We start from the raw sequence: 25,547 nt of genomic DNA on the forward strand, positions 1-25,547 counted from the left end.
CATGAATTTTCTGCGCCTCTTTGTGCTTCTGCTGGTTACGCTGGTTGCCGGATGTGCCACGCAAAACGCCAACAAGGACGCAGGTCGCAATCCTTACGCGGCAGTTGATACGTCGCGTACCATCGACCTGACTCATCCTGCTCACGATATTTGGGACCGCATCCGACGGGGATTCGCCATTCCCAACCTGCAAGACCCTTTGGTTGACGAATGGACCCAATACTACGCATCACACCCCGAATCGATGTACCGCATGAGCGAGCGGGCCAAGCGATACCTTTATTTCGTGCTCGATGAGCTGGAGCGCAATCAACTGCCCACCGAGCTTGCGTTGCTGCCCTTCGTGGAAAGTGCCTATGACCCACAGGCCTTATCGCGCTCACGCGCCTCGGGTTTATGGCAATTTATTCCCAGTACGGGGCGCCATTTCAACCTGAAACAGGATGCCTCGCTTGACCAGCGCCGCGACCCCATTGCATCAACGCGGGCTGCCGTGGAGTACCTGTCGTATTTGTACGATTTTCAGGGTGACTGGTACCTTGCTTTGGCCTCGTATAACTGGGGTGAAGGGTCGGTAAAGCGCGCGATGGAACGCAATGAAGACGCCGGCATCCCCACCGACTACCTGTCGTTGAAACTACCAGACGAAACCCGCAACTACGTGCCAAAACTGCAGGCCATCAAAAATATTATTGCCGACCCAAAACGATATGGGGTGAAGCTCCCTCCGGTCAGCAATACACCTTACTTCACCGCCATCCGTAAAACGCACCCACTGGAAGTAGCGGTTGCCGCAAAACTGGCGGAAATACCCATTGAAGAATTCAAGGCCCTGAATGCAGCGGTCAATCACCCTGTCATGATGCCGGAAATTGTGCCCACAATTCTGCTGCCGGCCAACCGGGTCGATATTTTTAAAGCCAATCTTGAAGCTTATTTGAAGGGGAAAAACGGGCCGGGGTCGGGCAGCGAGCCCGGCTTGCATCTGGTGGCAATGGAACTGGACCCAACCAGTGCAACCACTTCCGCCAACGCAACAACAGCAGCACCAACCCGGCTGCGCACCCGCACCAACGCAACAACCCGCGACGTTATCGTGCGCCGGGGTCCTAATTTACGCACCCATGTCGTTCGAAAAGGCGATACGCTATACGATCTGGCCCGACGTTATAGTACGTCGGTAGGGGAATTGCGACGCCTCAACAATTTAAAAAGCACTCACCTTAAGCTCGGTCAACGCCTGCGGGTTCCCGGTACCGATGTTCAGGGTTAATGTCTAAACTTATTGCTCAAACAAGGTTAAAAAAATGGGTTTTTTGAAAAACAAACGCATCCTGATTACCGGTGTTCTTTCTAACCGGTCAATCGCCTACGGCATTGCCAAAGCGTGTCACGAACAAGGTGCCGAACTGGCATTTACCTATGTTGGCGATCGCTTCAAAGACCGCATTACCGGCTTTGCCGACGATTTCGGCAGCAAAATCATTATTCCCTGCGATGTGGGTGAAGACGCCCAAATCGACGGTGCCATTACGGAATTGCAAAAGCACTGGGACAGCCTCGATGGTCTGGTTCATGCCATTGGGTTCGCCCCGCGTGAAGCCATTGCCGGCGACTTCCTCGAAGGGATGTCACGCGAAGGCTTTCGCATTGCTCACGACATTTCCGCCTATAGCTTCCCGGCACTGGCCAAGGCCGCCTTCCCCATGATGAAAGACCGCAACGCGTCTTTACTCACGTTAACATACCTGGGCGCGGAAAAAGTAGTGCCCAACTACAACACCATGGGCCTGGCAAAAGCATCGCTGGAAGCCAGCGTGCGCTATCTGGCCAATTCTCTGGGGCCGCACGGCATTCGCGCCAACGGCATTTCAGCCGGACCCATTAAAACACTGGCGGCCAGTGGCATTAAAGACTTTGGTTCAATTTTGAAATTTGTAGAAGCGCATGCGCCACTGCGTCGCAACGTAACCATTAACGACGTCGGTAACGTGGCTGCTTTTCTGTTGTCGGATCTGGCTGCCGGTGTTACCGGCGAGATCACGCATGTTGATGCCGGTTTCTCAACCGTCATTCCCGGGATGGAGTAAACGGCAACTCGCTTTAGGAGGGCTCGGATGGGGCTGGAAACACAACCGGCGGGTCCCCTTCCTCCCATGGCTTGTACTTATGCATAATTTGCATGAACAACGGCGACTCAAGCCACGCGCTCAACCAGGCGTTAACGCGTGTTAAAGGTTGAGCGTTGAACCAGCCCATGTCGGTACGCGCGAACTGACGCACAAACGGCATAATGGCCGTATCGGCCAAACACGGCCTTTCACCAAACAAGTAACGCGACGACTGCAAACGGGTTTCAAGTTGCTCCAACCAGGCCACACCGGCCTGCCCATGGGGCGCAGACTCGGTATCTTCATAACGCTGGGGATATTTGTAGCGATCAAGGTGATACTTGAATACCTGATCACATGACGCAATTAACGCCATCATTGTTTCAACATCTTCACGTTCAGGCCGAAGCCACTGGCCGGGGTCTTTTTGCCGCAACGCCCACAACATAATATCGAAGCTTTCGTCAACAACTTCGTTATCGGGCAAAACAAGAACCGGTACCGTTCCTTTCGGTGAAGCGTCAAGCATCGGCTGCGGCTTGTTGCGCAACACCACTTCGCGTAATTGACACGACAACCCGCTGGCCGCCACTGCCAAACGTGCCCGCATGGCATACGGACAACGTCGGAACGAATACAAAATAGGTAAGAAATCAGTCACAACACTTAGGCCTGTTTTTTAGTCACTACCTGCGCCTGACGAGCCAACGCGGCTTGTCGCGCCTTCTCTTTCATTGCCTGTTTAGCCGCCTTTTGCTCCTCAATGGGCGCCCCAATATGGCGTTCGCGACGTTTGCGCGCCAATTCAATTTGCTTTTGACGCTCACGGAACCGTCCAATTTGCTCCGGCGTATGTTGGTCGTGACAATGCGGGCAACTGACTCCCAGCTCGAAATAAACGGATGTTTTATCTTCCGGCGCCAAAGGTTGGCGACACGCACGGCACAACTCGTACTCACCAGGCGTTAAGCCATGGCCCACCGAAACACGTTCGTCGAACACAAAACACTCACCTTTCCACAAACTTTTCTCCGGCGGAACCGTTTCCAGGTATTTGAGAATGCCGCCTTCCAAATGATAAACCTCGTCAAAACCCTGCGAGCGCAAATAGGCTGTGGATTTTTCACAGCGAATGCCGCCGGTGCAGAACATTGCCACTTTTTTCTTTTTGCGTAAAAGGCCTGTGTCGGAGGACTGCGCCTGAACCCACTCGGGAAACTCGGTAAAACTTTCCGTCTTGGGATTCACAGCCCCTTGAAAACTGCCAATAGTCACTTCGTAATCGTTACGCACGTCGACAACGACCACCTCCGGATCGGAAATCAGATCATTCCATTTCTCGGGCGTAACATACTGGCCGGCCATGGTTTCCGGATCGATATCCGGAACACCCATGGTGACAATTTCACGTTTCAGTTTCACCTTGAGCCGGTAGAACGGCATAGTGTCGGCCCAAGATTCTTTATGCGTGAGCGTAGCCAGGCGGGCATCAGAACGTAAATAGTCGAGCACGGCCCGAATACCCGCTGCCGAGCCGGCAATGGTGCCATTGATTCCCTCTTTGGCCAACAGTAACGTACCCATCACACCGTGGCTTTCACACACCTGCTGAATAGGCGCCTGCAGGGCCTGGAAATCATCCAGGCGAACAAACTTGTAAAGCGCCGCAACCAAAATCTGAGACATAAACTTTCAACAAAAAATAAATTTAATCTTTAATTTTAACGCTTTACCCAATGCCAATCATCGTGCCGCCAACCATAACCCTAAAAATAGCGCCCACAAAAAAGCCAGGCTCGAGACCTGGCTTTTCGATATTGGAAACGCTGTGAATCAGCTGTCGCGTTTTCTCCCGTAACGATCGTTGCCAATGCTGCCAATACTGATAATGCGTTTGGCGGATGCCTGTTTGGCGCGCTCGTGATTGACCATTAGCTGCGAGCTGGCCTTGAAAGGACGGAATGGAGCGGGAGTACGCGGTTTCACCAACATCTTGTATAACCTCTTGAAAGTTACGGTTAGCACAAAAGTTCTGTACTGCACCAAGAGCGTACCCCAAAAACAAGTCAAAGAGATGACACTTCGCTGAATTTAGGGGTTATTCCCGATAATTTATGAGCATGTTGGCAAAAAATATGCGAAATTCGCTTAATTTCGCCCTATTTCAGCACTGCAGCAAAAGCATGCGCCACACGATCTACATTGGCGTCATTCAAACCCGCCACACAAATGCGGCCCGACTCAATGATATAAACCGCATGTTCATTTCTTAAACGCATCATGTGTTGCGCCAAAACCGGTGCATAACCGAACATGCCTTTCTGGGCCATTAGAAACGCCCAGTCAACGTCCGGTTGTTGCACACACAAGCCCTCGTAGAGTCGTGACCGCATCGTTTGGATGCGCGTGCGCATTTCAGCCAATTCGCTGCGCCACAGCGCCGCCAGTTCAGCATCGTTCAAAACGGTTTCCACCAGGCTTGCCCCAAACGCCGGTGGGCTGGAGTAATTACGACGTACCGCCTGTTGCATTTGGCCAAGCGCACGGCCCGCTTCATCGGCATTTGCGCACACCATGCTTAACGACCCACAACGTTCGCCGTAAAGTGAGAACGTTTTGGAATACGAATTCGCCACCAGGAACGATGCATTCGCACGAACCAGCGCGCGAACCAGATAAGCATCGTCATCAAGGCCATCGCCGAAGCCCTGGTATGCCATATCCAAAAAAGCAATTAAGCGGCGGCTCACCACAATATCTACGACCTGATCCCACTGCGCCTGACTTAAATCCGCACCAGTCGGGTTATGGCAACTGGGGTGAAACAATACAACCGTTTCTTGCTGCAACGCTTTCAAATCCGCCACCATGCGATCAAAATCCAGGCGTTGCGTGTCACGATTGAAATAGGGATAGGTTTCAACCACAAACCCCGCCCCTTCCAGAATGGCACGGTGATTATCCCAACTGGGGTCGCTGATACGTGCCTGGGATCCCGGGAAAAATTTACGAAGAACGTCGGCTCCTACTTTCAACGCACCCGAACCGCCGACGGTTTGAATGGTAGCGATACGACCTTCATGCAATGCGGGGGCGTCGGCCCCGAATACCAGGACCTGACTCGCCTTGCAGTAGGCGGGGTTTCCGCTCATGGGCAAATACATACTGGGATCTGTAGAACGCAACACCCGTTCCCGTGCCTGCTGCACCGAGTTTAGGCGAGGGATACGCCCTTGATCGTCGTAATACAAACCGATACTTAAATTGGTTTTCTCGGGGCGGGCGTCATCGCGGTACGCCAGTTGCATGGACAAAATAGGGTCGCCGGCATAGGCGGACAGTACATTGAACAAGAGCATTCCTTTAGCGCCCCCGACGCATGCACGGGCGGCAAGAAGTTGAATGAAAAGTGCATTTTAACGCGCCCGGCGACCCGGAAAAACGCAGCCCCACGCACCGCAAATGCAAGACGCCTGTGGTAGTATCAGGCGACTTCAAAACGCGACACTCCCCATGGACTCAGTTACGCAAGCGGTACTAGGCGCAAGTGTTACCGGTGTGATGCTGGGGCGCTTTCACGGTCGCAAAGCCTATGTGGCCGGCGCCGTTCTGGCCACCCTGCCCGATCTAGACGTTATTATTGATTACGGCAATCCCATTGCCAACATGATCTATCACCGTGGGTTTTCCCATTCGGTGTTCGTCCTTACCCTGTTTTCCTTATTGCTGACCTGGCTGTTCCGGCTTTGGCCGCCGACGCATCAATACAGCAAAGGACGCCTGTTTTTAACCCTCTGGTTAATCTTCATGACGCACGTCCTTCTGGATGCGCTCACCAGCTACGGCACCCAACTGTTCTGGCCCTGGCACCCCACCCCCACCAGTGTGTCCAGCATATTTATTATCGACCCTTTCTTTACGCTTCCCCTGCTGATTGCCGCTATTGCGGGCATTGCGGCGGGTGCACGCCCCGGCGTGCAGCGTTTCAATGGCTGGGTTCTGGGTTATTGCGCGCTTTATTTAGCAGCGTCGGTGATCGCCAAAAACGTCACTGAAGCCCGCGTGCGCGCCGAATTCGCAGAATCGAATATTGAAATCACCGACATGTTCTCAACACCCGCGCCCTTCAATATTTTGCTTTGGCGCGTGATGGCAAAAACCCCTGATGATCATTACTATGAAATGATCACGGGCTTTCTAGACGACAAGCCCGGGGAACGAATTCGTTTACCGCTGAATAGCAAGCCCGCTCACAAGTTAACGGACAATCCAATGCTTGATGGTTTACGCTGGTTCAGCGGCGATTGGTTGCGTTACGATGAAATCGACAACCAACTTGTTGCCACTGATTTACGCATGGGCCTGGGCACCGGCTATTACTCCTTCCGGTTCAAAGTCGCGCAGCGCGACCCGGTTACCGGGCAATGGCGCTCCACCCCGCCGGAAAGGTGGCGTTCAGAGCGCGGCGTTGATGCACTGGGTAACGTGCTTACCCGCATCATTCATCAGAACCCTCCCTTGCCCCTTGCCATTTGGGAAACGCGCATGACGCGCTGAAGCAAAGGATGTGCATCACTGCGACGGTGGCGAACGGCATAAATATCCTCATGCACGCCTATGCATTGCCCCAAACGGCGTAGCCGGGGTAATAGATCCCAATCCGACGCCCCCAACCTGCTTGTTGGAAAGACGCCCATTCCTTTCGCTCCGAACACCGCCATTAATGCACTGTCTTCGAACTCGCCCACAACGTTGGGTTTAATGCCGCACGTTTCAAACCAACGATCCAGCGACAAACGCAACATAGAGTGCCGAGTGGGCAACAAGACGGGAAGCGTGGCCAGAATCTCGGGGAATGCCTGTTGCGCCTCTTTACTAACCCATTTCCTGGGACCAAACCAATCAATCTCACTGGAAGCAATCCGGTCGGACAACAGGCGCAGATTAGGGTTCGGTGGCGCGGGCTGACTGGCCAACACAACATCAAGCCGATATTGCGCCAGCTCCGACAGCAACGCCTCCAACTCTCCCTCATGGCATAAAAGCTGCAGGCCACTTTCTTCCAAAACGGGTTGCAACAAGGTATGGGCAGCCAACTTCGACAACCCGTCAGAAAGGCCAACGGAAAATCGCATCAACGGACGCGAAGCTATCTGTGCAACCTCATCTTGCAATACTTTACCCAACTGAAAGATTTCATCGGCACGAACCAGCGCACGCCGGCCGGCATCGGTTAGAACCACACCGCGGCCATCCGGCTTGAGCAACTCATGCCCCAAATCCTTTTCCAGCGCCCGCACTTGCGCAGATACGGTCTGCACCGCTACTCCCAGGCGACTCGCCGCACGTGCAAAGCCCCCTTCCTTACCCACAATCCAAAAATAATAAAGATGGCGATAATTCATTTGAACGCCCTGTGCCGTCTAAGCCAAAACTTCGTTTTTTTCGAAGTATTAGTCAGTTTATTCAGTATTTATACATATTGAAAGAAAAGGCATGATAGCGTCGTTTCAACATTCACCCTTTTTACGGAATCGCATTGCCATGAATGGATTTGATTTTCTGTTTCAAACCGTCGCGGGCGTGCCGGCGTGGACCTGGGTCGTTTTTTTTGTTGTTGTGATCTCGTTACTGGCATTCGACCTGGGCGTACTTCATAAAGAAGAACGCGAAATCGGCATCCGTGAGAGCCTTTTTCTTTCCGCCGGCTACATTCTGGCTGCCGTCATTTTTGGCGGCTGGGTCTGGTGGTTCTTCGGACCTGAAGACGGCATGCATTACTACACCGGGTTTCTTATTGAAAAATCCCTGTCGATGGACAATATTTTTGTCATTGCGCTGATCTTTACGTTTTTCGCCATTCCACGCAAATATCAACACCGGGTTCTGTTCTGGGGCATCATGGGCGTGATCGTGCTGCGTGCCATCATGATTGGTGTGGGCGCAGGCCTGATTCACGAATTCGAATGGATACTCTACATATTCGGCGCTTTCCTGGTGTTTACCGGCGTCAAAATGTGGTTTATGGTCGACCACACCCCCGACATTTCCAAAAACCTGTTGCTGAAAATTCTAAAGCGCTACATCCCGTTCACTGACGGTTTGCGCGGCAATGCTTTCTGGGTGAAAGAGTCCGACCCACAATCGGGGCGCGTAATGCGAAAAGCCACCCCCCTGTTTTTGGCGCTCATTCTGGTGGAATTCACCGACGTGGTATTTGCAGTTGACTCCATTCCAGCCATTTTCGCCATCACGACCGATCCATTTATTGTTTACACCAGCAATATTTTCGCTATTCTGGGGCTGCGCGCACTGTATTTCGCCCTGGCCGCAATCATTCACCGTTTCCATTATCTGAAATACGCACTGGCCTTGATCCTTGTGTTCATTGGCGGCAAGGTGTTCCTGGTCAATATAATCGGCAAGGTTCCTCCCTCCATCTCGTTGGGCGTCACGATCACGCTTCTTGCCGGCGGGGTTATCTTGTCGTTGTATAAAACGGCGGGGACTAAAACCCAGGCATAAGAATGCGGTACGATCTCGCTGATCATCATCACGAGAACGTACCATGCGCGCATTTGTTGCTTGCTTTGCCACGGCTACAGCGTTGTTGCTTACCGGATGCAACAACGCCGCCACTTCCACGTCTCAATCGCAAGCGCCCATCGTCAAGCCATGGGTATTGGAAACAGACAACCAGTCTTCAATAAGCTTGTCCGGCATCGTACGTGCGCGTACCGAGTCTCCCCTGGCTTTTCAAATAGCCGGCCGGATTGCCAAGCGTTTCGTTGATGCAGGGCAAACCGTTACCCAGGGACAACCCTTGCTCGAGCTGGACCCTCGTGACTTTCAGGAACGCGTTCAAGGTGCCCAGGCCGATTTAGCCGCCGCAAACGCCGCCTTGCGCATTGCGCAGGCAGATCTGACTCGACACCAGGAATTATTGCGGCACAACGCAGTGAGCAAACAAGCGGCGGAACAGGCCGAATTAATGTTGCGCGAAGCACGTGCACGACGCGAAGTGGCGCAAACACAACTGAGCCAGGCAAAGAATGCGCTGGATTACGCGCAACTTAATGCCCCTGCCAACGGCGTATTAATTGAGGTTAGCGCTGACGAAGGGCAAGTCGTGGCGTCGGGCTATACCGTGGCCCGCTTGGCCCACGCCGGCAAACGAGAAGTCGAAGTATATTTCCCCGAAAGCACGACACCGCCTGAAAAGGGCGCGCTGCTGCTTAACGAACAATCGCTTGCGTTAACGCTGCGGGAAACCGCCGGCGCGGTCGACCCGCAAAGCCGCACACTGCGTGCGCGCTACGCCCTCGTTGAACAAGATGGCAATAATTCTGACCTGCAGTTAGGCAGTGTGGTGCGTACCCGGTTTAACGCCCCCCCATCAAATGAAACGTCTTTTGTCGTGCCGCTGGGCGCAATCAACGAGCGGGGTAACGGCCCCCAGGTGTGGCGGATTCAAGAGGGAAAAGTCAACCCTGTACCCGTCTCCATTATCAGCATTGAAACGGAAACCGCTCATGTGAACGGACCGCTTGAAAGCGGCGAACAGATTGTTGCAGTCGGCACACACCTGTTGCAAAACGACATGTCCGTTCGGGTGCAAGACGAATGAGCTTTCCAAACCTGTCGGCGCTGGCGGTTAAGGAACGCGCCATTACCCTGTTTTTTCTTATTCTGGCGGTTATTGCGGGCATCTATGCTTTTTTGTCGTTAGGCCGCGCCGAAGACCCTCCCTTCACGGTCCGCGCGCTCGTGGTCTCGGCCAACTGGCCCGGAGCCACGCCGCAGGAAATGCAAGAACAGGTGGCGGACCGACTGGAAAAACGCATTCAGGAAGTGCCCCACCTGCACGAAATTGAAACCACCGTGCGTCCCGGGCAGGCCAACCTAATGGTGGAGTTTCAAGACAACACACCCAAAGAAATCGTACCGGACCTGTTTTACGAAGTGCGCAAACGCATGCAGGAAGAGGCCGGCAGCCTGCCTGAAGGGGTCATCGGCCCAATTGTGAATGATGATTTTGCCGACGTTTACTTCAACCTGATTGCCCTGACCGCGCCCGGCCTGCCCATGCGCCTGATCACACGAGACGCGGAAAACATTCGCGACCGTATCCACCAAGTGCCGGGCGTGCGTAAAGCTTTGATACTGGGCGAACGCAGCGAACGTGTGTTCATCGAGTTCGATCCGATACGCCTGAATAACCTGGGGCTCTCACCCACGGCAATTTTCGAAGCCATCGACGCGCATAACCGCCTGGTGCCGGCCGGGCGCATTGAAACCGAGGGGCCGCGTCTGTACTTGCGCCTGGACAGCGACCTGTCTGAGCCGGAAGAACTCGCGAACGTTCCATTACGCATTGGCGATCGCCTGATTCGTCTGGCCGATATCGCTACGGTTCACCGGGGCTACGAAGACCCGCCCAGTTACCTGGTTCGCTCAAAAGGGGAAGACGCCGTTTTAATTGGCGTTGTCATGGAAAGCGGCGTGAACGGCCTGGAACTGGGTGAACGGCTGGAAAATTTTATTGAGGAAGAACGTACGCGTTTACCGCTTGGCATGTCGTTGAATGTGTTAACCAATCAAGCCGACGCGATTGCCGGCGCAGTGAATCTGTTTCAAATCAAATTTTTTATCGCTGTGGCTGTCGTTGTTGCCGTCAGCATACTCGCCATCGGCTTACGTGCAGGCCTTATCGTAGGCATTGCCGTGCCCGTTACGCTGGGCATTACCTTTTTGATCATGCTTATGATGCGTATCAATCTGGATCGCGTGACCTTGGGCGCCCTGATTCTGGCTCTGGGTTTATTGGTGGACGACGCGATCATCTCGGTTGAGATGATGCTGGTAAAAATGGAGGAAGGATGGGACCGCGTTAAAGCTGCGGCGCATGCCTGGACAGTAACCGCTGCGCCTATGCTGTTCGGCACGCTAGTCACCGTTGCCGGCTTCATCCCCATTGGTTTTGCGCAGTCGGCCGTAGGCGAATACACGGGCAACATTTTCTGGGTGCTGGGCATTTCACTCATCGTATCGTGGCTGGTTGCCGTCATTTTCGTGCCGTACCTGGGCGTTAAGATGCTGCCGGCCCAACACAAGACCCATACGCAGGGCCAAGACCCGGCACAATCAAACCATCAGCCCTATCAGTCTTCACGATATCAACGCCTGCGTTCACTCATTTCCTGGTGTGTCGTCCACCGCAAAACCGTTGTGTTTATCACGATTGGGCTACTGCTTTTGGCTATTGCAGGCATGGCCACCGTAGTGCAGAAACAATTCTTTCCCACGTCCGACCGACCCGAGGTGCTGATTAGCGTTTACATGCCGCAAGGTACCAGTATCGAAGCCACGGATCGCACCGTTCAAAAACTTGAGGAATTGTTAACGCCCATGGAGGAAATTGAATCGTTGTCGGCTTACATTGGTGCAGGCGCCCCGCGATTCTTCATTTCCGCCAGCCCCGAAATGCCCGACCCAGGGTTTGCTAAATTGATTGCTGTAGCAACGGACGCACAAGCACGCGACCGAATCATCGAGCAGGTGAACCAGGCTATTGATCGTGGCCGCTTCCCCGAAGCTCGTGTACGGGCAACAGGCTTGTTGTATGGCCCACCTGTTACGTGGCCGGTTGCCTTTCGTATCTTGGGGCCTAATCCAGATACGCTGCGCAGCATTGCCTACGATATCCGCAACGTAATGGAACAAAACCCGCATGTTCGCGGCGCCCACCTCGACTGGAATGAACGTGCCCCCATTCTGCATCTGAACATGGATAAAGAGCGTCTGCGCCTACTGGGCATGACGCCGCTCGACGTTTCGCGCCAGCTTCAATTCCAACTGGAAGGCGTCACCGTCACCCAGCTTCGTCAGGACATTCGCAGTGTGAACGTCGTCGCGCGCATGGCGGGATTGAACCACGACGCACGCAGCAATGCCGACATACTGAGTCGCATTGAAATTGTCACGCCAGAAGGGCGCAAACTCCCCTTTTCACAATTGGGGGAAATAGAAACCCGCTTTGAAGAGCCCGTTATTAAAAGACACAATCGCGAACGCGTGCTGATGGTGCAGGGCGATGTTGAAGGCGCGCAACCCAATGATGTTAGCCTGGCCTTGTGGGACAACCTTAAAACGTTACGCAGCAACCTGCCCCCGGGATATCATCTGGAGTTGGCCGGTTCGGTTGAGGAATCGACCAAAGGCGAGTCCTCCATTCAAAAAATGCAACCCATTATGTTTGCAGTGATGTTGATTTTCATCATGCTGCAAATGCGTTCTTTCTCCGGCACATTTATGGTCATCGCCACCGCCCCTCTTGGGCTTATTGGCGCGGTACTGGCTTTACTGATGTTCCAGCAGCCTTTTGGCTTTGTCGCCCTGCTTGGGCTCACCGGTCTGGCAGGCATTCTCATGCGCAACACACTGATTCTTACGCAACAAGTGACCGACAACTTCAAAGCCGGCATGAGTCAATTTGAAGGCGTTGTAGAGGCGGCCGTGCAACGTGCACGTCCGGTCATACTCACCGCGTTGGCCGCGGTATTTGCATTTGTGCCGTTAACCCTGGACACCTTCTGGGGGCCACTTGCCTTCGTACTCATCGGAGGGGTAGCCGTAGGCACCGCTATTACTCTATTATTTGTACCAGCCCTTTACGGGCTTTGGTTCCGAATCAAGCCACAGGAAAGCGAATGAACTTAACCAGACGCCCGTTACTTCTTACCTTTACCGCATTTGTGCTGTTACTGGCCGGGTTAGCGTTATCAGCCGGCGGGCTCTGGCTTTTCATACTGGGCGACACCCCACTTTATATCGCTTTTGGCTTGGCATTAATGCTCGTCGCCGTTCTGCTGTTCAAGCAAAAAGCCCTGGCTTTTTTCTGGTACGCCTTACTGCTGGGCGGCTTGCTATGGTGGTCTATTCACGAACAAGGGTTCGATTGGTGGCCACTGGCGGCAAGGGTCGGGCTGTTTTTCGTGGTGGGCTTATGGCTGCTGGTGCCATGGGTTAACCGGTCGCTGCAAGGCGCACCTGGGCTGAACAAAGGCTTGCTGTGGCTGGCGTTGCTGGGCACACTGGTTGTGTCCGCCGCCAGCTGGATCAACGACCCGCATCGCATCGATGGCACACTTGCCATGCGCACCACACCCGACACCTATCGCGGACCCAACGTCCCCAAAGAAGAGTGGCAGGCCTATGGCCGTACCGGCTTTGGTCAACGTTATTCACCGCTGGAACAAATTACACCGGAGAACATCGGGCAGTTGGAAGTGGCCTGGCACTATAAAACAGGCGATATGCGTGGGCAACCAGGCGACCCGGTTGAAACCACCTTCCAGGTCACGCCCCTGAACGTGGGCAACCGTTTGTTCCTGTGCACCCCACACCAGAACGTGATTGCACTGGATGCCACCTCGGGTGAAGAGCTCTGGCGCTTCGACCCGGAAATCGAAGGCGATATGGCCTTGCAACACCTTACCTGCCGCGGTGTTTCATATCAGGCCGAAGTAGATAAAACGGTGCTGGAAGGGTTTACCGACAACTGCAGTTCACGTTTATTCATGCCTACTTCCGATGGCCGCATTATTGCGCTGAACCCCGAAAACGGCGAGGTCTGCTCTGCCTTCGGACAAGGTAAAGGTGAAATCGATCTGTGGAAAAACATGCCCAACAAACGCGTGGGCGGCTATTACTCAACTTCGCCGGCAGTAGTCACTGACGATCTGCTAATTGTGGGTGGCACCGTACTCGACAATGTCTCCACCAGCGAACCCTCAGGCGTTATTCGTGCTTTCAATGTCAATACCGGCGAACTGGTCTGGAATTGGGATGCCGCCAACCCCGAACAAACCGAACCGATAGCACCAGGCGAAACCTACACGCCGAATTCGCCCAATAGCTGGAGCATCAGCAGTGTAGACGAAGAGTTTGGGCTAATTTACGTTCCCATGGGCAACCAGCCACCCGACCAGTGGGGTGGTAACCGCAGCCCTGAAGTCGAGAAATATTCCACCTCGATTGTCGCACTGGAACTGGATACTGGCCGGGTTCGCTGGCACTACCAAACCGTTCATCACGACTTGTGGGATTACGATGTACCCTCGCAACCCAGCTTGCTGGACCTGACGGTTAACGGCGAAACCGTGCCCGCACTGGTTCAACCCACCAAACAAGGTGAACTGTTTGTGCTGAACCGGCTTACCGGCGAACCTATTTTGCCGATTAAAGAAGAACCCGCCCCCCAAGGCGCCGTACCAGGCGACTTCACCGCCCCCACCCAACCTGTTTCAAAACTGTCGTTCAACCCACCAGAACTTACGGGTGCCGACATGTGGGGGGCCACCCTGTTCGACCAACTGGCCTGCCGCATCCAGTTCCATCGTTATCGTTATGATGGCCGGTTCACCCCGCCGTCGCTGGAAGGGTCTCTTATTTACCCGGGCAATTTTGGCGTATTCAATTGGGGCAGCATCGCGGTTGACCCTCAACGTCAGGTTGCTTTCACCACACCAACGTACCTTGCCTTTGTATCGCAACTTATTCCCCGTAACGACGATACCTCATTGGTGGTTAACAAAGCACCACCAGAGCACGGCTTACCCGCACTGAACGAAAACTTTGGCGCGCCCTACGCGGTTAAACTCTTTCCCTTCTTGTCGTTGCTGGGCATACCGTGCCAGGCCCCGCCATGGGGTTATGTGGCCGGCGCCGACCTGGTCACCGGCGAGATTGTCTGGAAACACAAAAACGGCACCGTTATCGACAGTTCACCGTTGCCGCTTCCCTTCAAAATGGGTGTTCCCAATCTTGGAGGCCCGCTCATGACAGCGGGCGGCGTCGCTTTCCTTTCGGGCACTATCGATAATTACGTACGCGGATACGATGTTTCTACCGGCAAACAACTGTGGGAGCAGCGCTTGCCCGCAGGTGGTCAGGCTACACCCATGAGTTTCATGGGTAAAAACGGCAAGCAGTATCTGGTGGTCGTTGCAGGCGGCCATGGTTCACTGGACACCACCGCAGGTGATGATGTCATTGCATATACGTTGCCCTAATTCTTAAAGGAGTCGGACGATGTCAGACCACCCCATTCAACAACTTGTTGACGACCATCGCTATATTCTGATGGTTGTAAATCATTTAAACAGCCTTGCGCCTGGTATTGCCGGCTCCGAACCCGTTAATGCATCCGTCCTGCGCCAAGCCGTTCAATTCATGCGGGAATTTGCCGACCACTGCCATCACGGCAAAGAGGAAGACCTGCTCTTTCCCGCACTGGTCGACGCCAATGTCCCGGAAAGCGGGTGCCCCATTGGTGGTTTAAAAGGCGAACACGTGAAAGGACGAAAACTGGTCGGCCAATTGGAAGAGGGGATTAACTTATTAGGCGAAAATGAAACACAAGCCCGTCAAACCATTTGCGAAGCCATTCGGGGCATTGCCCTTCTTTACCCCGACCACATCTGGAAAGAAGACGCCATGGTGTTCCCCATGGCGGAACGCTTATTAAGTGATGCACAAGTCAATGCGCTGAAAGTGGGCTTTGCAGAGGTCGAGCGAATCCACGCCCACCACCATCAGCACCATATGCAATTTGCCCTGAGCCTGCAAACAGCCTAATCCGCAATAACGGTTAAAATACACCCCGCCCATGCATGCAACACATGGGCTTTTTCATGTGCGAAATATGACAAAAAAAAGAAATCTCATAATTTGCACTGTTTATTTAAACGCTGTTTTCCTTAACCCAGAACAAGCCCTAATTTACCCATGAAGCTCCAAAACGTGAACGACCTGCAACAAGGTACCAAACGCAGCCGACGCGAGTTCTTCCGCTACGGACTGGCACTACTGTTTGTTGCCGGCATCATGATTTACTCTTCTCTAGGCTTGGGTATCACCGGGCAACAAGGCATCTTGCTGGTGGTTGCCGCCATGATTGGTGGTTACATGGCCATGAATATTGGTGCCAACGATGTCGCCAACAATGTCGGTCCTGCCGTGGGGTCTCAATCTATCTCCATGGGGTGGGCCATTGTCATTGCGGCCATATTCGAAATGGCCGGCGCCATCATCGCGGGGGGCGACGTCATTTCCACGGTACGCGGTGACATTATCGACATGTCGTATGTACCCGACAGCGACCATTTCATCGCACTCATGACGGCGGCGCTACTTGCCGGCGCACTCTGGCTGAACCTTGCGACCGCGTTAGGTGCCCCGGTCTCCACCACCCACTCTATTGTGGGTGCCGTTCTGGGCGCAGGCCTGGCTGCCGGTGGTTTCGCCGCCGCCAACTGGCCCGTTATGGGAAAAATCGCTGCCAGTTGGGTCATCTCACCCGTCATGGGTGGGCTCATTGCCGCCGGCTTCCTGCTATGGATTAAACGCGCTATTACCTATAAAACCGACATGGTGGAAGCCGCCCGCCGCACGGTACCAATCCTTATTGGTGTGATGGCATTTTCGTTTACCACTTACCTGATGCTGAAAGGGTTAAGCAAGGTATGGAAGGTTGATTTCTACACCGCAGCGGCCATTGGCCTTGTTATGGGCCTGGTGTTATGGCTACTCATGCGTAAGTTACTTACACGCCGGGCCAGCCAGCTGAACAACACCAAGAAGGCCATCAATTCGCTGTTTATTGTTCCCCTTATTTTTGCAGCCGCGTTGTTAAGTTTCGCCCACGGCGCCAACGATGTTGCCAATGCTATCGGCCCGTTGGCCGCCATTGCCGACACTGTTCTACGCGGCGGTGTATCCGACCAGGCCGGTATTCCATTATGGGTATTGTTAATCGGCGCATTCGGTATTGCGCTGGGTCTGGCCTTATACGGCCCCAAACTGATTCGTACCGTAGGCGGCGAAATTACCGACCTCGACCAAATGCGCGCGTTTTCAGTGGCAATGGCTGCCGCCATTACCGTTATTATCGCTTCGCAGTTAGGCTTGCCGGTCAGCTCCACCCATATTGCCATTGGTGGCATTTTTGGCGTGGGCTTCCTGCGTGAACGTTTGAAATCTAACTACTCACGCATGCTGGAAGAAATAAAGCACCACCACTCCGGTGCCGACAAGGAAATTGTTGAAGCCTTCCTCGACCGCTTTGCGGCCGCCGACGTCGCCACCAAACAAACCATGCTGAAAGAGCTGAAAGCCCATGAAGCCGACATTGAACTGAGCAAAAAAGAATATAAGAAGATTCGAAAGGTTTACAAAAACGAACTGGTGAAGCGTACTGCCGTTACCAAGATCGTAGCTGCCTGGATTATTACCGTGCCCGCATCGGCACTACTTGCCGCTATTATTTACTGGTTGATGGCGTCGTTGTTGTAATAGGCGTTTAACTATTTGGGGGTGTCGAGGTTTTCCGCAAAGGACGCTTTGCCAGTTGCTGTTCCACCAACACCTCAAACGGTTTTAAAACCGGCAAGAAATCACGCTCGGGCTCCCAAACTTCCAAGGTGCGCACAATTGCTTCGATGGTCGCGACGGCTTCGGGTTTTGGCGCTTTGCGAATGCGATAACGCGAAGGGTTACCCGGCCCCAACTTAACGCGCGGCAAACTTTCAAGCTCCGGGTTTGCATAAAGAATCTTACCGGCTTTCCGCCAAGTACCGTCCGGCACTATTAATAAAGTTGGCTTGTCGGCTACGTGTTCAGCCAACGTCGGGGGCGTTTTTGCCGATTCGCCGGGAAACAACAAATACACAGATGAAAACTTTGCCAGCTCTGCGCTAAGACCAGAAAACTGTTCACCTACCCAAAGATCGCAATTCTTCAGGCTTAATGCAGCCAGGCGGCCGGTATTAAACGGGTGTCGATCTTCCTCCGGATGCTGCAAAATAAGAACCCGCGTGGTGCTGGTTACCTTTGTAATGTACTGGCAAACGCAGTACGGTTCGGGACGCCGACATTGTGGGCAATTGATGCGAAACATAAACGTTATTTTAATTGGCTATTCACAACCTCACGGGCCTCTTGCATGAAAGCCTCAAGCAGGTCTTGTGCCGGCAGGCTTAGGGGCGCGTCGCTGCGCGAGACCGCATAAATTGTGGTGATGGGCAAAGGGTCTTCAATCGGTAAAGACACCAGACCTGCCCGGCGGCCGTGACGGCTAAGAAAACTGCGCGGCATAATGCCAATGACGTCTTGTGTAGGCATCAGGCTGAGCAGAGAAAAAAAAGATTCACACTCAAGGGGCACCTTGGGTGGTGGCATGCCGCGCTCTTCCAGGTGCAGATGCTGGGGGTCACCCGGCCCACGCGCCGGCCCAACCAGTATCCATGAAGCATCAGACAAATCCTTCAATTTACGCACCTTGGCCAGTGGGTGACCTCGTCTTGCTCCGATCACCTCCTGGCTGTGAAACAGCACCTGACAAAGCAGGTCAGCCCCAACCCCGGTTGCCGGTACCGGCCCTAAGACAAAATCCAAATCACCACGCCGCAGCTGATGCAAAGCTTGCGGATACAGTACATCGCGGATGCAAACCCTGGCATGGGGCCAGCGCCTGCGAATGCGCGCTACCGCCCCCGGCGAAAAAAGCACCGCCACCGCAGGTGATAACCCAACCGTAACCCGACCGGTTGTATTCCCCAGGTGTGAGGAAACGTCTTCATGCGCGCGTGCCACTTCCCGTATAACGGTGACCGCCCGGGCGGCCAGAAGCTCGCCAACCTGCGTCAGCCGAACCCCTTTGGCGCTGCGCTGCACTAACGCGGCACCAAACTCTTCTTCCAGTCGGCGTAGTGACTTGCTTAAAGCAGGTTGAGTGATGTTCAGCACTTCCGCCGCAGCCCGAAGACTACCCTGCTCGGCCAGGGTAACCAACAGTTCAAGTTGCTGTAGACGCATACGTTAACTCCATTCGAGCGATAACCAATGGTAATCGACATGAAAAGAAAGCACTACTCGAATAAATGACGGCTCCCTAGAATTGGTTTACAGAATTATTAATCCCCATGACACAAGTATCAGGAGGAGACATGAGTAAGCGCAAAGTGAAGAACATCCTCTTCATTATGTGTGACCAACTGCGCGCCGATTATCTGTCGTGCTTTGGCCACCCCACTTTGAAAACCCCCAATCTCGACGCACTGGCCGCGAAAGGCGTTTTATTTGAGCGTGCCTATGTGCAATCGCCGGTCTGCGGCCCATCCCGCATGAGCTATTACACCGGCCGGTATGTTCATTCACACGGTGCCAGCTGGAATTTTGTTCCGCTCAAAGTCGGCGAAATGACCATAGGTGATCACCTGCGTCCACTTGGCGTGCAGTCGGCCATTGTGGGTAAAACCCACATGAGGGCCGACCTTTCCGGCATGGCCAGATTGGGCATTGACCCGAACTCGAAAATCGGACGCCGTATTGGCGAATGTGGTTTCGACCCCTACGAGCGAGACGACGGTATTCACCCCTATTCGGGTCATGACCCCGAACCTGCCTATAACCAATATTTAAGGGAGCAGGGTTTTGAAGGTGATAACCCCTGGGAAGAGTGGGCAAATGCAACCGTCGATGATGAAGGGAATATTCGATCGGGCTGGTTTCTGAAATATTCAAACAAGGCGGCCCGCATACCCGACGAACACTCGGAAACGCCCTACATTACCCGCCGCGCCATGGACTTTATCAACGAAGCCGGTAATCAGCCGTGGTGCATGCACTTGTCTTACATCAAGCCCCATTGGCCTTATATTGCACCCGAGCCTTATGCCGGCATGTTCAAGCCGTCGGATGCCTTGCCGGTGGTGCGATCGGAAGAAGAAAAACACAACCCTCACCCCGTTTATGAAGCCATGATGCATCATCGCGTTTCACAGACATTCTCGCGCGACGAGGTACGCGAAACGGTGCTCTGCGGTTACATGGGCCTCATTAAACAAATCGACGACCAGTTGGGTCTGCTGTTCTCATTCATGGAAGAGCGCGACCTGATGGACAACACCATGATCGTCTTCACCTCAGACCATGGCGATTACATGGGCGACCATTGGATGGGTGAAAAAGACCTTTTCCACGAACCGGTGATCCGCGTGCCGCTGATTGTGTACGACCCGGACCCCAGGGCCGATTGCACCCGCAACACACGCAACAAAGCACTGGTTGAGGCGGTAGATTTGGCCCCCACTTTTCTTGATGCTTACGGCGGCCCCGCCGTGCCCCACATTATGGATGGACGTTCTTTGCGCCCCCTGCTTTTTGGCGAGCAACCGAAAGACTGGCGCCAGACAGTCATTTGCGAGTACGACTACGCCTTCCAGGATTCTCGTATTGAACTGAACACGAAGGCGCGCCAGGCCTGGATGCGCATGATTTTTGATGGGCGTTGGAAGTACGTCTTGTTTGAAAACTATCGTCCGATGCTTTTTGACCTGCAAAAGGATCCCAACGAATTTCATGATTTGGGTGAGTCTCAAGAACACGAACACATTGAAGCGCGTGCGCGGCTTCACGAAGCGCTGTTCCAGTGGGCCAGGGCGCCGCGTCAACGCGTCACCGTTACCGACGATGCGATCGAGTCGGTCGAGGTGCAGCCACGCATTTCAGAAGGGGGCATCTTGATTGGTTACTGGGACGAGGAAGAGTTGGCAACGGCTCGACAAGGATTCAAGCCCAGATTTGCTTCCACCAACCCCTTAGTGAAATCCACTTTAGACCGCCTAACGGCGTAACCAGGAGCCATTCATCATGACTGAGACTTCATCCACCACCCTTGAACTCCCCGATATCACCCCGGCCAATGTTGGCCTGGATGGTGTGGCGTGGAATGTGATGGGACAAGTTTATGTCCCTAAACAAGTAAGTGAAGAGAGCATCGCGTGGCATGCAACGTTTCCCATTGAAACGTTTGTTCCACCGCATACACACCCGTTTCAGGACGAATATATTTTTGTTATTGACGGCCGTATCGACCTGCTGCTGGACGGCAAAAAAAGAACCGCCTCCAGTGGCGACCTGGTGCGCATGCCGCGAGGCTTGCCCCATGCCTTCTTTAATAACTCAGGTGAAGCCGTCACAGCCCTGTTCTGGGCCGCCCCGGCCGGAAAACTACTAGAGCTTTATCAGCGTTTGCACAACGTCACCAACCCGGCAGAGGCGACTCGAATCGCGCGTGACTACGACGTTATTTTCGCGCCGCCGGTATCGTCGGCTTCCACAACAAGAGCAGAGCCCAAACCTGCCGCATAACTGCCCAAGCAGTTTCAAAATATACAAACACCAAAGGAGACAAATCATGAATATCAAGAACTTGCTGGGTGCTGGCGTACTGGCACTCGCGGCTGTCGGAACGGCCGCTCAAGCGGAAACCAAACTACTGTTTAATATGTTCATGGCACCGCAAGACCCATTCAACACCCTGGTGTTGAAACCTTGGGCGGAGGACGTCATCAAGGCAACCGATGGGCGTGTCAAAATTGATTTCGCCCCGGCCAGTATGGCCTCACCCCAGGCGCAGATGGATGCGGTTGAAAAAGGGGTTTTTGACGGCGCCTACATGTACCACGGCTTTCTGCAAGGCAGGGTAAAGCTTTCCCAAATCGCGCATCTACCATTCATTAACGTCAACGCAAAGGGCAGTTCCATTGCCCTATGGCGCACCTACGAGAAATACTTCGCCGACGCCAACGAATATAAAGACGTTCAGTTGCTGTCGCTTTTCACCTTTCCGGGTGGGCCCATTTACGGCATGAGTGACCCCGTCAAATCCACCGCCGACCTTGACGGCATCAAAATTTATTCTGTTGCCGGTAATGTGGCCGACATGCTAACCGCAACCGGCGCAGGTGTCGTGGTTGCGCCGGCCGCCCGCAGTTACGAAATTATCTCGGGTGGCACGGTCGATGCGTTTGCAGGCTACCCGCTCTATAGCGCTACCGCGTTTCACACCGCCCAGTACGCCAAAGCCGTTACCGACATACCGGGGCAAATGTCGGCGCCCAGCTTTGCGCTGTTCGTCAACAAAAAACGCTGGCAAGCCATTTCCGAGGCCGATCGAAAGATCGTCATGGATTTATCCGGCGAGGCTTTTGCCGCTCGCCTGGAAGCCATTGATCAGCTTGAAGCCAAATTACGCAAAGATGTTGCAGACCAAGGCATACCGTTCATCGAGGCAGACGAAAGTTTGATGACTGCTTTTCGTACTTACGGCAAGAAGTTGCGCGGTGACTGGATAACGACAGCCGCTGAGTTGGACGTCGACGGTGAGGCTGCACTTAAGTTCTACGAGCAGGAAGCCAAAGCGAACGCGCAGTAAACCAACCGGACACGACCATGACTACAAGAGCATTTGGTTTCAGCTATTTTGCTCGCGTATTGGGTTACGTCAGTGCATTGCCTTTGGCATTAATTGTTGTGCTGACGTTCTCCGACGTATTTGCCCGTTACGTTTTCGCTCATCCTATTCCGGGTGCTTCGGAAATTATCCAGTTCGCGATGGCAATGGCCATTTTTACAGCCCTGCCGCTGGTTACCCAGGCCGGCGGCCACATAACCGTTGATCTTTTTACCAGTGGTGTCAGCAACCGCAGGAAAGCCTGTTTGCAAGTGCCGGCTGAACTGCTTAGTGGCGTTGCACTGGCCGTTATAGCCTGGCGATTGTGGGTACAGGCCGGTGAATACGCAGGAAACAACACCGCAACAATCGTACTCGACTTAAACATGGCGCCTCTGGCCTATGCAATGTCGATTTTCTCGGCGGTGTCCGTTGTCGTTGCCGGCGTGCGCACCATTGAAGCCATGCGGGCCGTCGCAACGCCAACGGAGGTCCCCCAATGATTGCATCTCTGATTGGCTTCGGCATCCTGTTTTTGTTGGCCTTCGCGGGGGTACCGCTTGCTTTCGCAATGTTAATCGTTGGCACGATTGGCTTTGCGCTGCTGCGCGGCAGCTTCGAGTCGGCTTATTCCATGCTGGCACAACAGGTTGTCGATGCATCTGCCAACGACGGCATGGCGGTTCTGCCCATGTTTATTTTAATGGGCTTATTCGTGCACAAGTCAGACCTGTCGGAAGATTTGTACAAAGCGGCCAATGCCTGGCTAGGTCATCTTCGTGGCGGTTTGGCGCATGCAACGGTTGCAGCGTGCGCGATATTTGCTGCGATCTCGGGCAGCTCTATTGCCACGGCCGCCACCATGAGCAAAGTTGCTATTCCTCCCATGCGCCGCCTGGGCTACCACGATGCGCTGTCGTGCGGCTCCGTCGCTTCGGCGGGCGTGCTTGGCGTTTTAATACCGCCCTCTGTGCCGTTGGTGGTTTACGGACTGTTAACCAACACCGACATTCGACAATTGTTTATTGCCGCCATTGTGCCAGGCCTGATGCTGGCTCTGCTGTTCGTTATTGCGGTTGTAGGCGTTGTTACGCTGCGTCCTGAATGGGGCCCCACCGGAGAGCGCAAAAGCTGGCAAGAACGGTTCGCGTCGTTGAAAAGTGTGTGGATGGTTCTTGTGTTGTTCGTCGCTATTATTGGTGGTTTGTACGCCGGAATTTTCACGGCAACCGAATCTGCCGGTATCGGGGCAAGCGGCGCCTTATTAATCGGCGTGCTCAGACGCAAAATGACCTGGCCGACCCTGTTCGAATGCCTGAAAGACACGGCCCGTACCACCGCAATGATCTTCACCATTGTGTTCGGTGCATTCGTGTTCGCAAATTTCATCACGTTATCCGGCCTTACTGCAGCATTGATCGACATGCTTCAGCAACAGAATATGGGTACGCTTGGATTGCTGTTGATGATGATGGTGATCTACCTGATATTGGGTGCGCTAATGGAAAGTCTGAGCTTGTTGATTCTGACTGCACCCATTTTTCATGCCATTGCAACGTCTGTCGGCATCCACCCGATTTGGTTTGGTATTTTTGTGGTGATGATGATTGAAATCGGCCTGTTAACACCCCCGGTCGGCATGAATGTTTTCACGGTGAAAACGATGAACCCGGATGTTCCGATTCGCACGATTTTCAAAGGCAGCATGCCTTTCGTAGCGGCAAATATGGTGGGGGTTGGCGTATTTATTGCATTCCCGATTATCGGCGTGTTTCTACTGCGCTGGTTTTAGGGTAGGTTTCACCATTTAAAAAATCAGGCATCGCGTACATACGTTGCCCATTCGCAAACACCTGAGTGGGGATACCCTCGCCTTTTGCACCGTGGCAACCAGCACATGCAGAGGCATAAGTGAAGCGCCCGACAGTGCGATCAGACTGGTCCGCGTCGGGTGATGTACCGTTACTTGGCGCGGAGGCACCCGGTAACGGCTGCGGTGCCGGCGCCGCCGGGGCAATCTTGCCATTAGGCCCGGTTAACAAGTACGTAGCAATAGCTTCAATGTCGGTCGACTGCATGGCGCTGGTAGAAAAATGCACCACGGTATACATATCGGCATAGGCCGTACCCTGAGGCGCCATGCCGGTACTTAAATACTGGCTTAATGTCGCCACGTTAAAACCGCGTTCACTTAATGCTTGCGCAGTAATATCGGGGCGCTTCAATACCGACCATTCACTAAGCAATGGATGTATTACAACCGTCACTTGAATGAGCGGGTGTACCAGATGCCGCGCATCTTCCCGGAAGCGCGGGCGGAGAATTTGGTGATTCAGGCTACAGGGGTCGGCGCAAAGTCCTTCTCGGTCCTCATATCTGATAAGTTGCCCTGTTTGGACAACATTGAAAAGGGCCAGTGTTTCCCGCTGTACCTCTATGACGAAGCCGCCCAGCAATCCGAAGCAGCTGACCTATTTACTAAACAGGGTGCCGCCTCCACCAAAGGGCTGCGCCGCCGTGATGCCATCACCGGCAAAGGTTTAGCACACTTCCAGGAAGCCCATCCCAACGAGCAAATCAGCAAGGAAGATCTCTTCTACTACGTCTACGGGCTACTGCACTCGGAAGACTACCGCGAGAAATACTCCGACAACCTTTCCAAAGAACTGCCGCGCATTCCCCGCGTCAAAACCGCGACTGACTTCTGGGCGTTCAGCAAAGCTGGCCGTGCGCTGGCTGACCTTCATCTGAACTACGAAACCGTGGACATGTACCCGGCCACCATTGTCGGCAATCCTTCAACCGACGATGACTACCGCGTCGAAAAGAAGAAGTACGGGGCGGAGAAAGACCGGACCACACTGCACTACAACAGCAAGATCACCATCAAGGGCATCCCGCTGGAAGCCTATGAATACGTCGTGAATGGTAAGCCGGCACTGGATTGGGTGGTGGAACGTCAGGCAGTCACAACCCACAAGGCTAGTGGCATCATCAACGATGCCAACGACTGGGCTATCGAAACGATGCACAACCCTAAGTATCCTCTCGAACTCTTCCTGCGCGAGATTACGGTCAGCCTCGAAACAATGAAAATCGTGCGATCACTGCCGAGCCTCGTGCTGCTGGACTCATAAGGA

23 protein-coding genes are annotated in these 25,547 nt (G+C 53.8%); 15 read left to right on the forward strand and 8 right to left on the reverse strand.

What is annotated here, in order from left to right; genetic code table 11:
- The first annotated feature begins 1 nt into the window (after window position 1).
- Both CJO09_RS04135 and fabI read left to right on the forward strand, forming a co-directional pair.
- Window positions 2-1,273 carry a transglycosylase SLT domain-containing protein gene (locus tag CJO09_RS04135; protein WP_119441178.1) on the forward strand — a complete coding sequence of 424 codons (1,272 nt, stop codon included), beginning with the start codon at window positions 2-4 and terminating at the stop codon, window positions 1,271-1,273.
- Between the two features lie 34 nt (window positions 1,274-1,307).
- Window positions 1,308-2,090, forward strand: coding sequence for an enoyl-ACP reductase FabI (fabI, locus tag CJO09_RS04140; RefSeq protein WP_114421212.1), 783 nt, complete (start codon window positions 1,308-1,310; stop codon window positions 2,088-2,090).
- 13 nt (window positions 2,091-2,103) lie between these two features.
- On the opposite strand, the gene CJO09_RS04145 is transcribed toward fabI, so the two are convergent.
- The 4 genes from CJO09_RS04145 to CJO09_RS04155 form a co-directional block, all read right to left on the reverse strand.
- Entirely contained in the window at window positions 2,104-2,772 is a 669-nt protein-coding gene (locus CJO09_RS04145) for a glutathione S-transferase (protein WP_119441179.1), read from the reverse strand.
- 5 nt (window positions 2,773-2,777) lie between these two features.
- A complete protein-coding gene (trhO, locus tag CJO09_RS04150; protein WP_119441180.1) occupies window positions 2,778-3,797 on the reverse strand; it encodes an oxygen-dependent tRNA uridine(34) hydroxylase TrhO in 1,020 nt (339 codons plus the stop codon).
- Between the two features lie 147 nt (window positions 3,798-3,944).
- The gene (locus CJO09_RS15585; protein ID WP_158536701.1) at window positions 3,945-4,103 is read right to left on the reverse strand and encodes a hypothetical protein; all 159 of its coding nucleotides are present in this window, start codon (window positions 4,101-4,103) and stop codon (window positions 3,945-3,947) included.
- 167 nt (window positions 4,104-4,270) lie between these two features.
- Entirely contained in the window at window positions 4,271-5,464 is a 1,194-nt protein-coding gene (locus CJO09_RS04155) for an amino acid aminotransferase (RefSeq protein ID WP_119441181.1), read from the reverse strand.
- A gap of 160 nt (window positions 5,465-5,624) precedes the next feature.
- On the opposite strand from CJO09_RS04155, the gene CJO09_RS04160 reads away from it, so the two are divergent.
- A complete protein-coding gene (locus CJO09_RS04160; RefSeq protein ID WP_119441182.1) occupies window positions 5,625-6,668 on the forward strand; it encodes a metal-dependent hydrolase in 1,044 nt (347 codons plus the stop codon).
- On the opposite strand, the gene CJO09_RS04165 is transcribed toward CJO09_RS04160, so the two are convergent.
- Window positions 6,617-7,516 carry a LysR family transcriptional regulator gene (locus CJO09_RS04165; protein WP_119441183.1) on the reverse strand — a complete coding sequence of 300 codons (900 nt, stop codon included), beginning with the start codon at window positions 7,514-7,516 and terminating at the stop codon, window positions 6,617-6,619. The two genes, CJO09_RS04160 and CJO09_RS04165, sit on opposite strands and share 52 nt — an antisense overlap.
- Window positions 7,517-7,655: 139 nt before the next feature.
- On the opposite strand from CJO09_RS04165, the gene CJO09_RS04170 reads away from it, so the two are divergent.
- From CJO09_RS04170 to CJO09_RS04195, 6 genes are all read left to right on the forward strand, one after another.
- A complete protein-coding gene (locus CJO09_RS04170; protein ID WP_245961212.1) occupies window positions 7,656-8,636 on the forward strand; it encodes a TerC family protein in 981 nt (326 codons plus the stop codon).
- 43 nt (window positions 8,637-8,679) lie between these two features.
- Window positions 8,680-9,738 (forward strand): efflux RND transporter periplasmic adaptor subunit, encoded by a 1,059-nt coding sequence (locus tag CJO09_RS04175; protein WP_119441185.1) that lies wholly within the window; start codon window positions 8,680-8,682, stop codon window positions 9,736-9,738.
- Window positions 9,735-12,824: an efflux RND transporter permease subunit gene (locus CJO09_RS04180; protein WP_119441186.1), complete on the forward strand. Its 3,090-nt coding sequence runs from the start codon at window positions 9,735-9,737 to the stop codon at window positions 12,822-12,824. The genes CJO09_RS04175 and CJO09_RS04180 overlap by 4 nt, the downstream gene beginning before the upstream one ends.
- Window positions 12,821-15,184: a membrane-bound PQQ-dependent dehydrogenase, glucose/quinate/shikimate family gene (locus tag CJO09_RS04185; RefSeq protein ID WP_119441187.1), complete on the forward strand. Its 2,364-nt coding sequence runs from the start codon at window positions 12,821-12,823 to the stop codon at window positions 15,182-15,184. Before CJO09_RS04180 ends, CJO09_RS04185 begins: the two co-directional genes overlap by 4 nt.
- A 19-nt stretch (window positions 15,185-15,203) precedes the next feature.
- Window positions 15,204-15,749 (forward strand): hemerythrin domain-containing protein, encoded by a 546-nt coding sequence (locus tag CJO09_RS04190; RefSeq protein WP_119441188.1) that lies wholly within the window; start codon window positions 15,204-15,206, stop codon window positions 15,747-15,749.
- Window positions 15,750-15,899: 150 nt separating this feature from the next.
- Window positions 15,900-17,465 (forward strand): inorganic phosphate transporter, encoded by a 1,566-nt coding sequence (locus CJO09_RS04195; RefSeq protein WP_119441189.1) that lies wholly within the window; start codon window positions 15,900-15,902, stop codon window positions 17,463-17,465.
- A 7-nt stretch (window positions 17,466-17,472) separates the two neighbouring features.
- Here the strand turns inward: CJO09_RS04195 and CJO09_RS04200 are convergent, their stop codons facing one another.
- Window positions 17,473-18,069: a tRNA-uridine aminocarboxypropyltransferase gene (locus CJO09_RS04200; RefSeq protein ID WP_119441190.1), complete on the reverse strand. Its 597-nt coding sequence runs from the start codon at window positions 18,067-18,069 to the stop codon at window positions 17,473-17,475.
- 5 nt (window positions 18,070-18,074) lie between these two features.
- A complete protein-coding gene (locus CJO09_RS04205; RefSeq protein ID WP_119441191.1) occupies window positions 18,075-18,986 on the reverse strand; it encodes a LysR family transcriptional regulator in 912 nt (303 codons plus the stop codon).
- Window positions 18,987-19,117: 131 nt separating this feature from the next.
- Between CJO09_RS04205 and CJO09_RS04210 the strand changes: the two genes are divergently transcribed.
- The 5 genes from CJO09_RS04210 to CJO09_RS04230 are packed head-to-tail and all read left to right on the forward strand — an operon-like array spanning window position 19,118 to window position 24,199.
- A complete protein-coding gene (locus CJO09_RS04210) occupies window positions 19,118-20,806 on the forward strand; it encodes an alkaline phosphatase family protein (protein WP_119441192.1) in 1,689 nt (562 codons plus the stop codon).
- Window positions 20,807-20,822: 16 nt separating this feature from the next.
- Window positions 20,823-21,323, forward strand: coding sequence for a cupin domain-containing protein (locus tag CJO09_RS04215; RefSeq protein WP_119441193.1), 501 nt, complete (start codon window positions 20,823-20,825; stop codon window positions 21,321-21,323).
- Between the two features lie 46 nt (window positions 21,324-21,369).
- Window positions 21,370-22,389 carry a TRAP transporter substrate-binding protein DctP gene (gene dctP / locus CJO09_RS04220; protein ID WP_119441194.1) on the forward strand — a complete coding sequence of 340 codons (1,020 nt, stop codon included), beginning with the start codon at window positions 21,370-21,372 and terminating at the stop codon, window positions 22,387-22,389.
- A gap of 17 nt (window positions 22,390-22,406) precedes the next feature.
- Window positions 22,407-22,910, forward strand: a complete 504-nt coding sequence (locus CJO09_RS04225; protein ID WP_119441195.1) for a TRAP transporter small permease — start codon at window positions 22,407-22,409, stop codon at window positions 22,908-22,910.
- On the forward strand, window positions 22,907-24,199 hold the full coding sequence (locus tag CJO09_RS04230; protein WP_119441196.1) for a TRAP transporter large permease: 1,293 nt from the start codon (window positions 22,907-22,909) through the stop codon (window positions 24,197-24,199). Before CJO09_RS04225 ends, CJO09_RS04230 begins: the two co-directional genes overlap by 4 nt.
- Here CJO09_RS04230 and CJO09_RS04235 read toward each other — a convergent pair.
- Window positions 24,168-24,674 (reverse strand): c-type cytochrome, encoded by a 507-nt coding sequence (locus CJO09_RS04235; RefSeq protein WP_158582706.1) that lies wholly within the window; start codon window positions 24,672-24,674, stop codon window positions 24,168-24,170. The genes CJO09_RS04230 and CJO09_RS04235 overlap by 32 nt on opposite strands.
- Here CJO09_RS04235 and CJO09_RS04240 point away from each other — a divergent pair.
- Window positions 24,657-25,544: a type ISP restriction/modification enzyme gene (locus CJO09_RS04240; RefSeq protein WP_158582707.1), complete on the forward strand. Its 888-nt coding sequence runs from the start codon at window positions 24,657-24,659 to the stop codon at window positions 25,542-25,544. The two genes, CJO09_RS04235 and CJO09_RS04240, sit on opposite strands and share 18 nt — an antisense overlap.
- The last annotated feature ends 3 nt before the right edge of the window (window positions 25,545-25,547 follow it).

Origin of the sequence: Neopusillimonas maritima (genome assembly GCF_003576595.1) — a bacterium.
Lineage (GTDB): Bacteria > Pseudomonadota > Gammaproteobacteria > Burkholderiales > Burkholderiaceae_B > Neopusillimonas > Neopusillimonas maritima.

Coding starts and splice junctions, on each gene's coding strand:
- CJO09_RS04135 (WP_119441178.1), top strand. CDS start 2: ATGAATTTTCTGCGCCTCTTTGTGCTTCTGCTGGTTACGCTGGTTGCC.
- fabI (WP_114421212.1), top strand. CDS start 1,308: ATGGGTTTTTTGAAAAACAAACGCATCCTGATTACCGGTGTTCTTTCT.
- trhO (WP_119441180.1), bottom strand. CDS start 3,797: ATGTCTCAGATTTTGGTTGCGGCGCTTTACAAGTTTGTTCGCCTGGAT.
- CJO09_RS15585 (WP_158536701.1), bottom strand. CDS start 4,103: ATGTTGGTGAAACCGCGTACTCCCGCTCCATTCCGTCCTTTCAAGGCC.
- CJO09_RS04160 (WP_119441182.1), top strand. CDS start 5,625: ATGGACTCAGTTACGCAAGCGGTACTAGGCGCAAGTGTTACCGGTGTG.
- CJO09_RS04165 (WP_119441183.1), bottom strand. CDS start 7,516: ATGAATTATCGCCATCTTTATTATTTTTGGATTGTGGGTAAGGAAGGG.
- CJO09_RS04170 (WP_245961212.1), top strand. CDS start 7,656: ATGAATGGATTTGATTTTCTGTTTCAAACCGTCGCGGGCGTGCCGGCG.
- CJO09_RS04175 (WP_119441185.1), top strand. CDS start 8,680: ATGCGCGCATTTGTTGCTTGCTTTGCCACGGCTACAGCGTTGTTGCTT.
- CJO09_RS04180 (WP_119441186.1), top strand. CDS start 9,735: ATGAGCTTTCCAAACCTGTCGGCGCTGGCGGTTAAGGAACGCGCCATT.
- CJO09_RS04185 (WP_119441187.1), top strand. CDS start 12,821: ATGAACTTAACCAGACGCCCGTTACTTCTTACCTTTACCGCATTTGTG.
- CJO09_RS04190 (WP_119441188.1), top strand. CDS start 15,204: ATGTCAGACCACCCCATTCAACAACTTGTTGACGACCATCGCTATATT.
- CJO09_RS04195 (WP_119441189.1), top strand. CDS start 15,900: ATGAAGCTCCAAAACGTGAACGACCTGCAACAAGGTACCAAACGCAGC.
- CJO09_RS04200 (WP_119441190.1), bottom strand. CDS start 18,069: ATGTTTCGCATCAATTGCCCACAATGTCGGCGTCCCGAACCGTACTGC.
- CJO09_RS04205 (WP_119441191.1), bottom strand. CDS start 18,986: ATGCGTCTACAGCAACTTGAACTGTTGGTTACCCTGGCCGAGCAGGGT.
- CJO09_RS04210 (WP_119441192.1), top strand. CDS start 19,118: ATGAGTAAGCGCAAAGTGAAGAACATCCTCTTCATTATGTGTGACCAA.
- CJO09_RS04215 (WP_119441193.1), top strand. CDS start 20,823: ATGACTGAGACTTCATCCACCACCCTTGAACTCCCCGATATCACCCCG.
- dctP (WP_119441194.1), top strand. CDS start 21,370: ATGAATATCAAGAACTTGCTGGGTGCTGGCGTACTGGCACTCGCGGCT.
- CJO09_RS04225 (WP_119441195.1), top strand. CDS start 22,407: ATGACTACAAGAGCATTTGGTTTCAGCTATTTTGCTCGCGTATTGGGT.
- CJO09_RS04230 (WP_119441196.1), top strand. CDS start 22,907: ATGATTGCATCTCTGATTGGCTTCGGCATCCTGTTTTTGTTGGCCTTC.
- CJO09_RS04240 (WP_158582707.1), top strand. CDS start 24,657: ATGTATTACAACCGTCACTTGAATGAGCGGGTGTACCAGATGCCGCGC.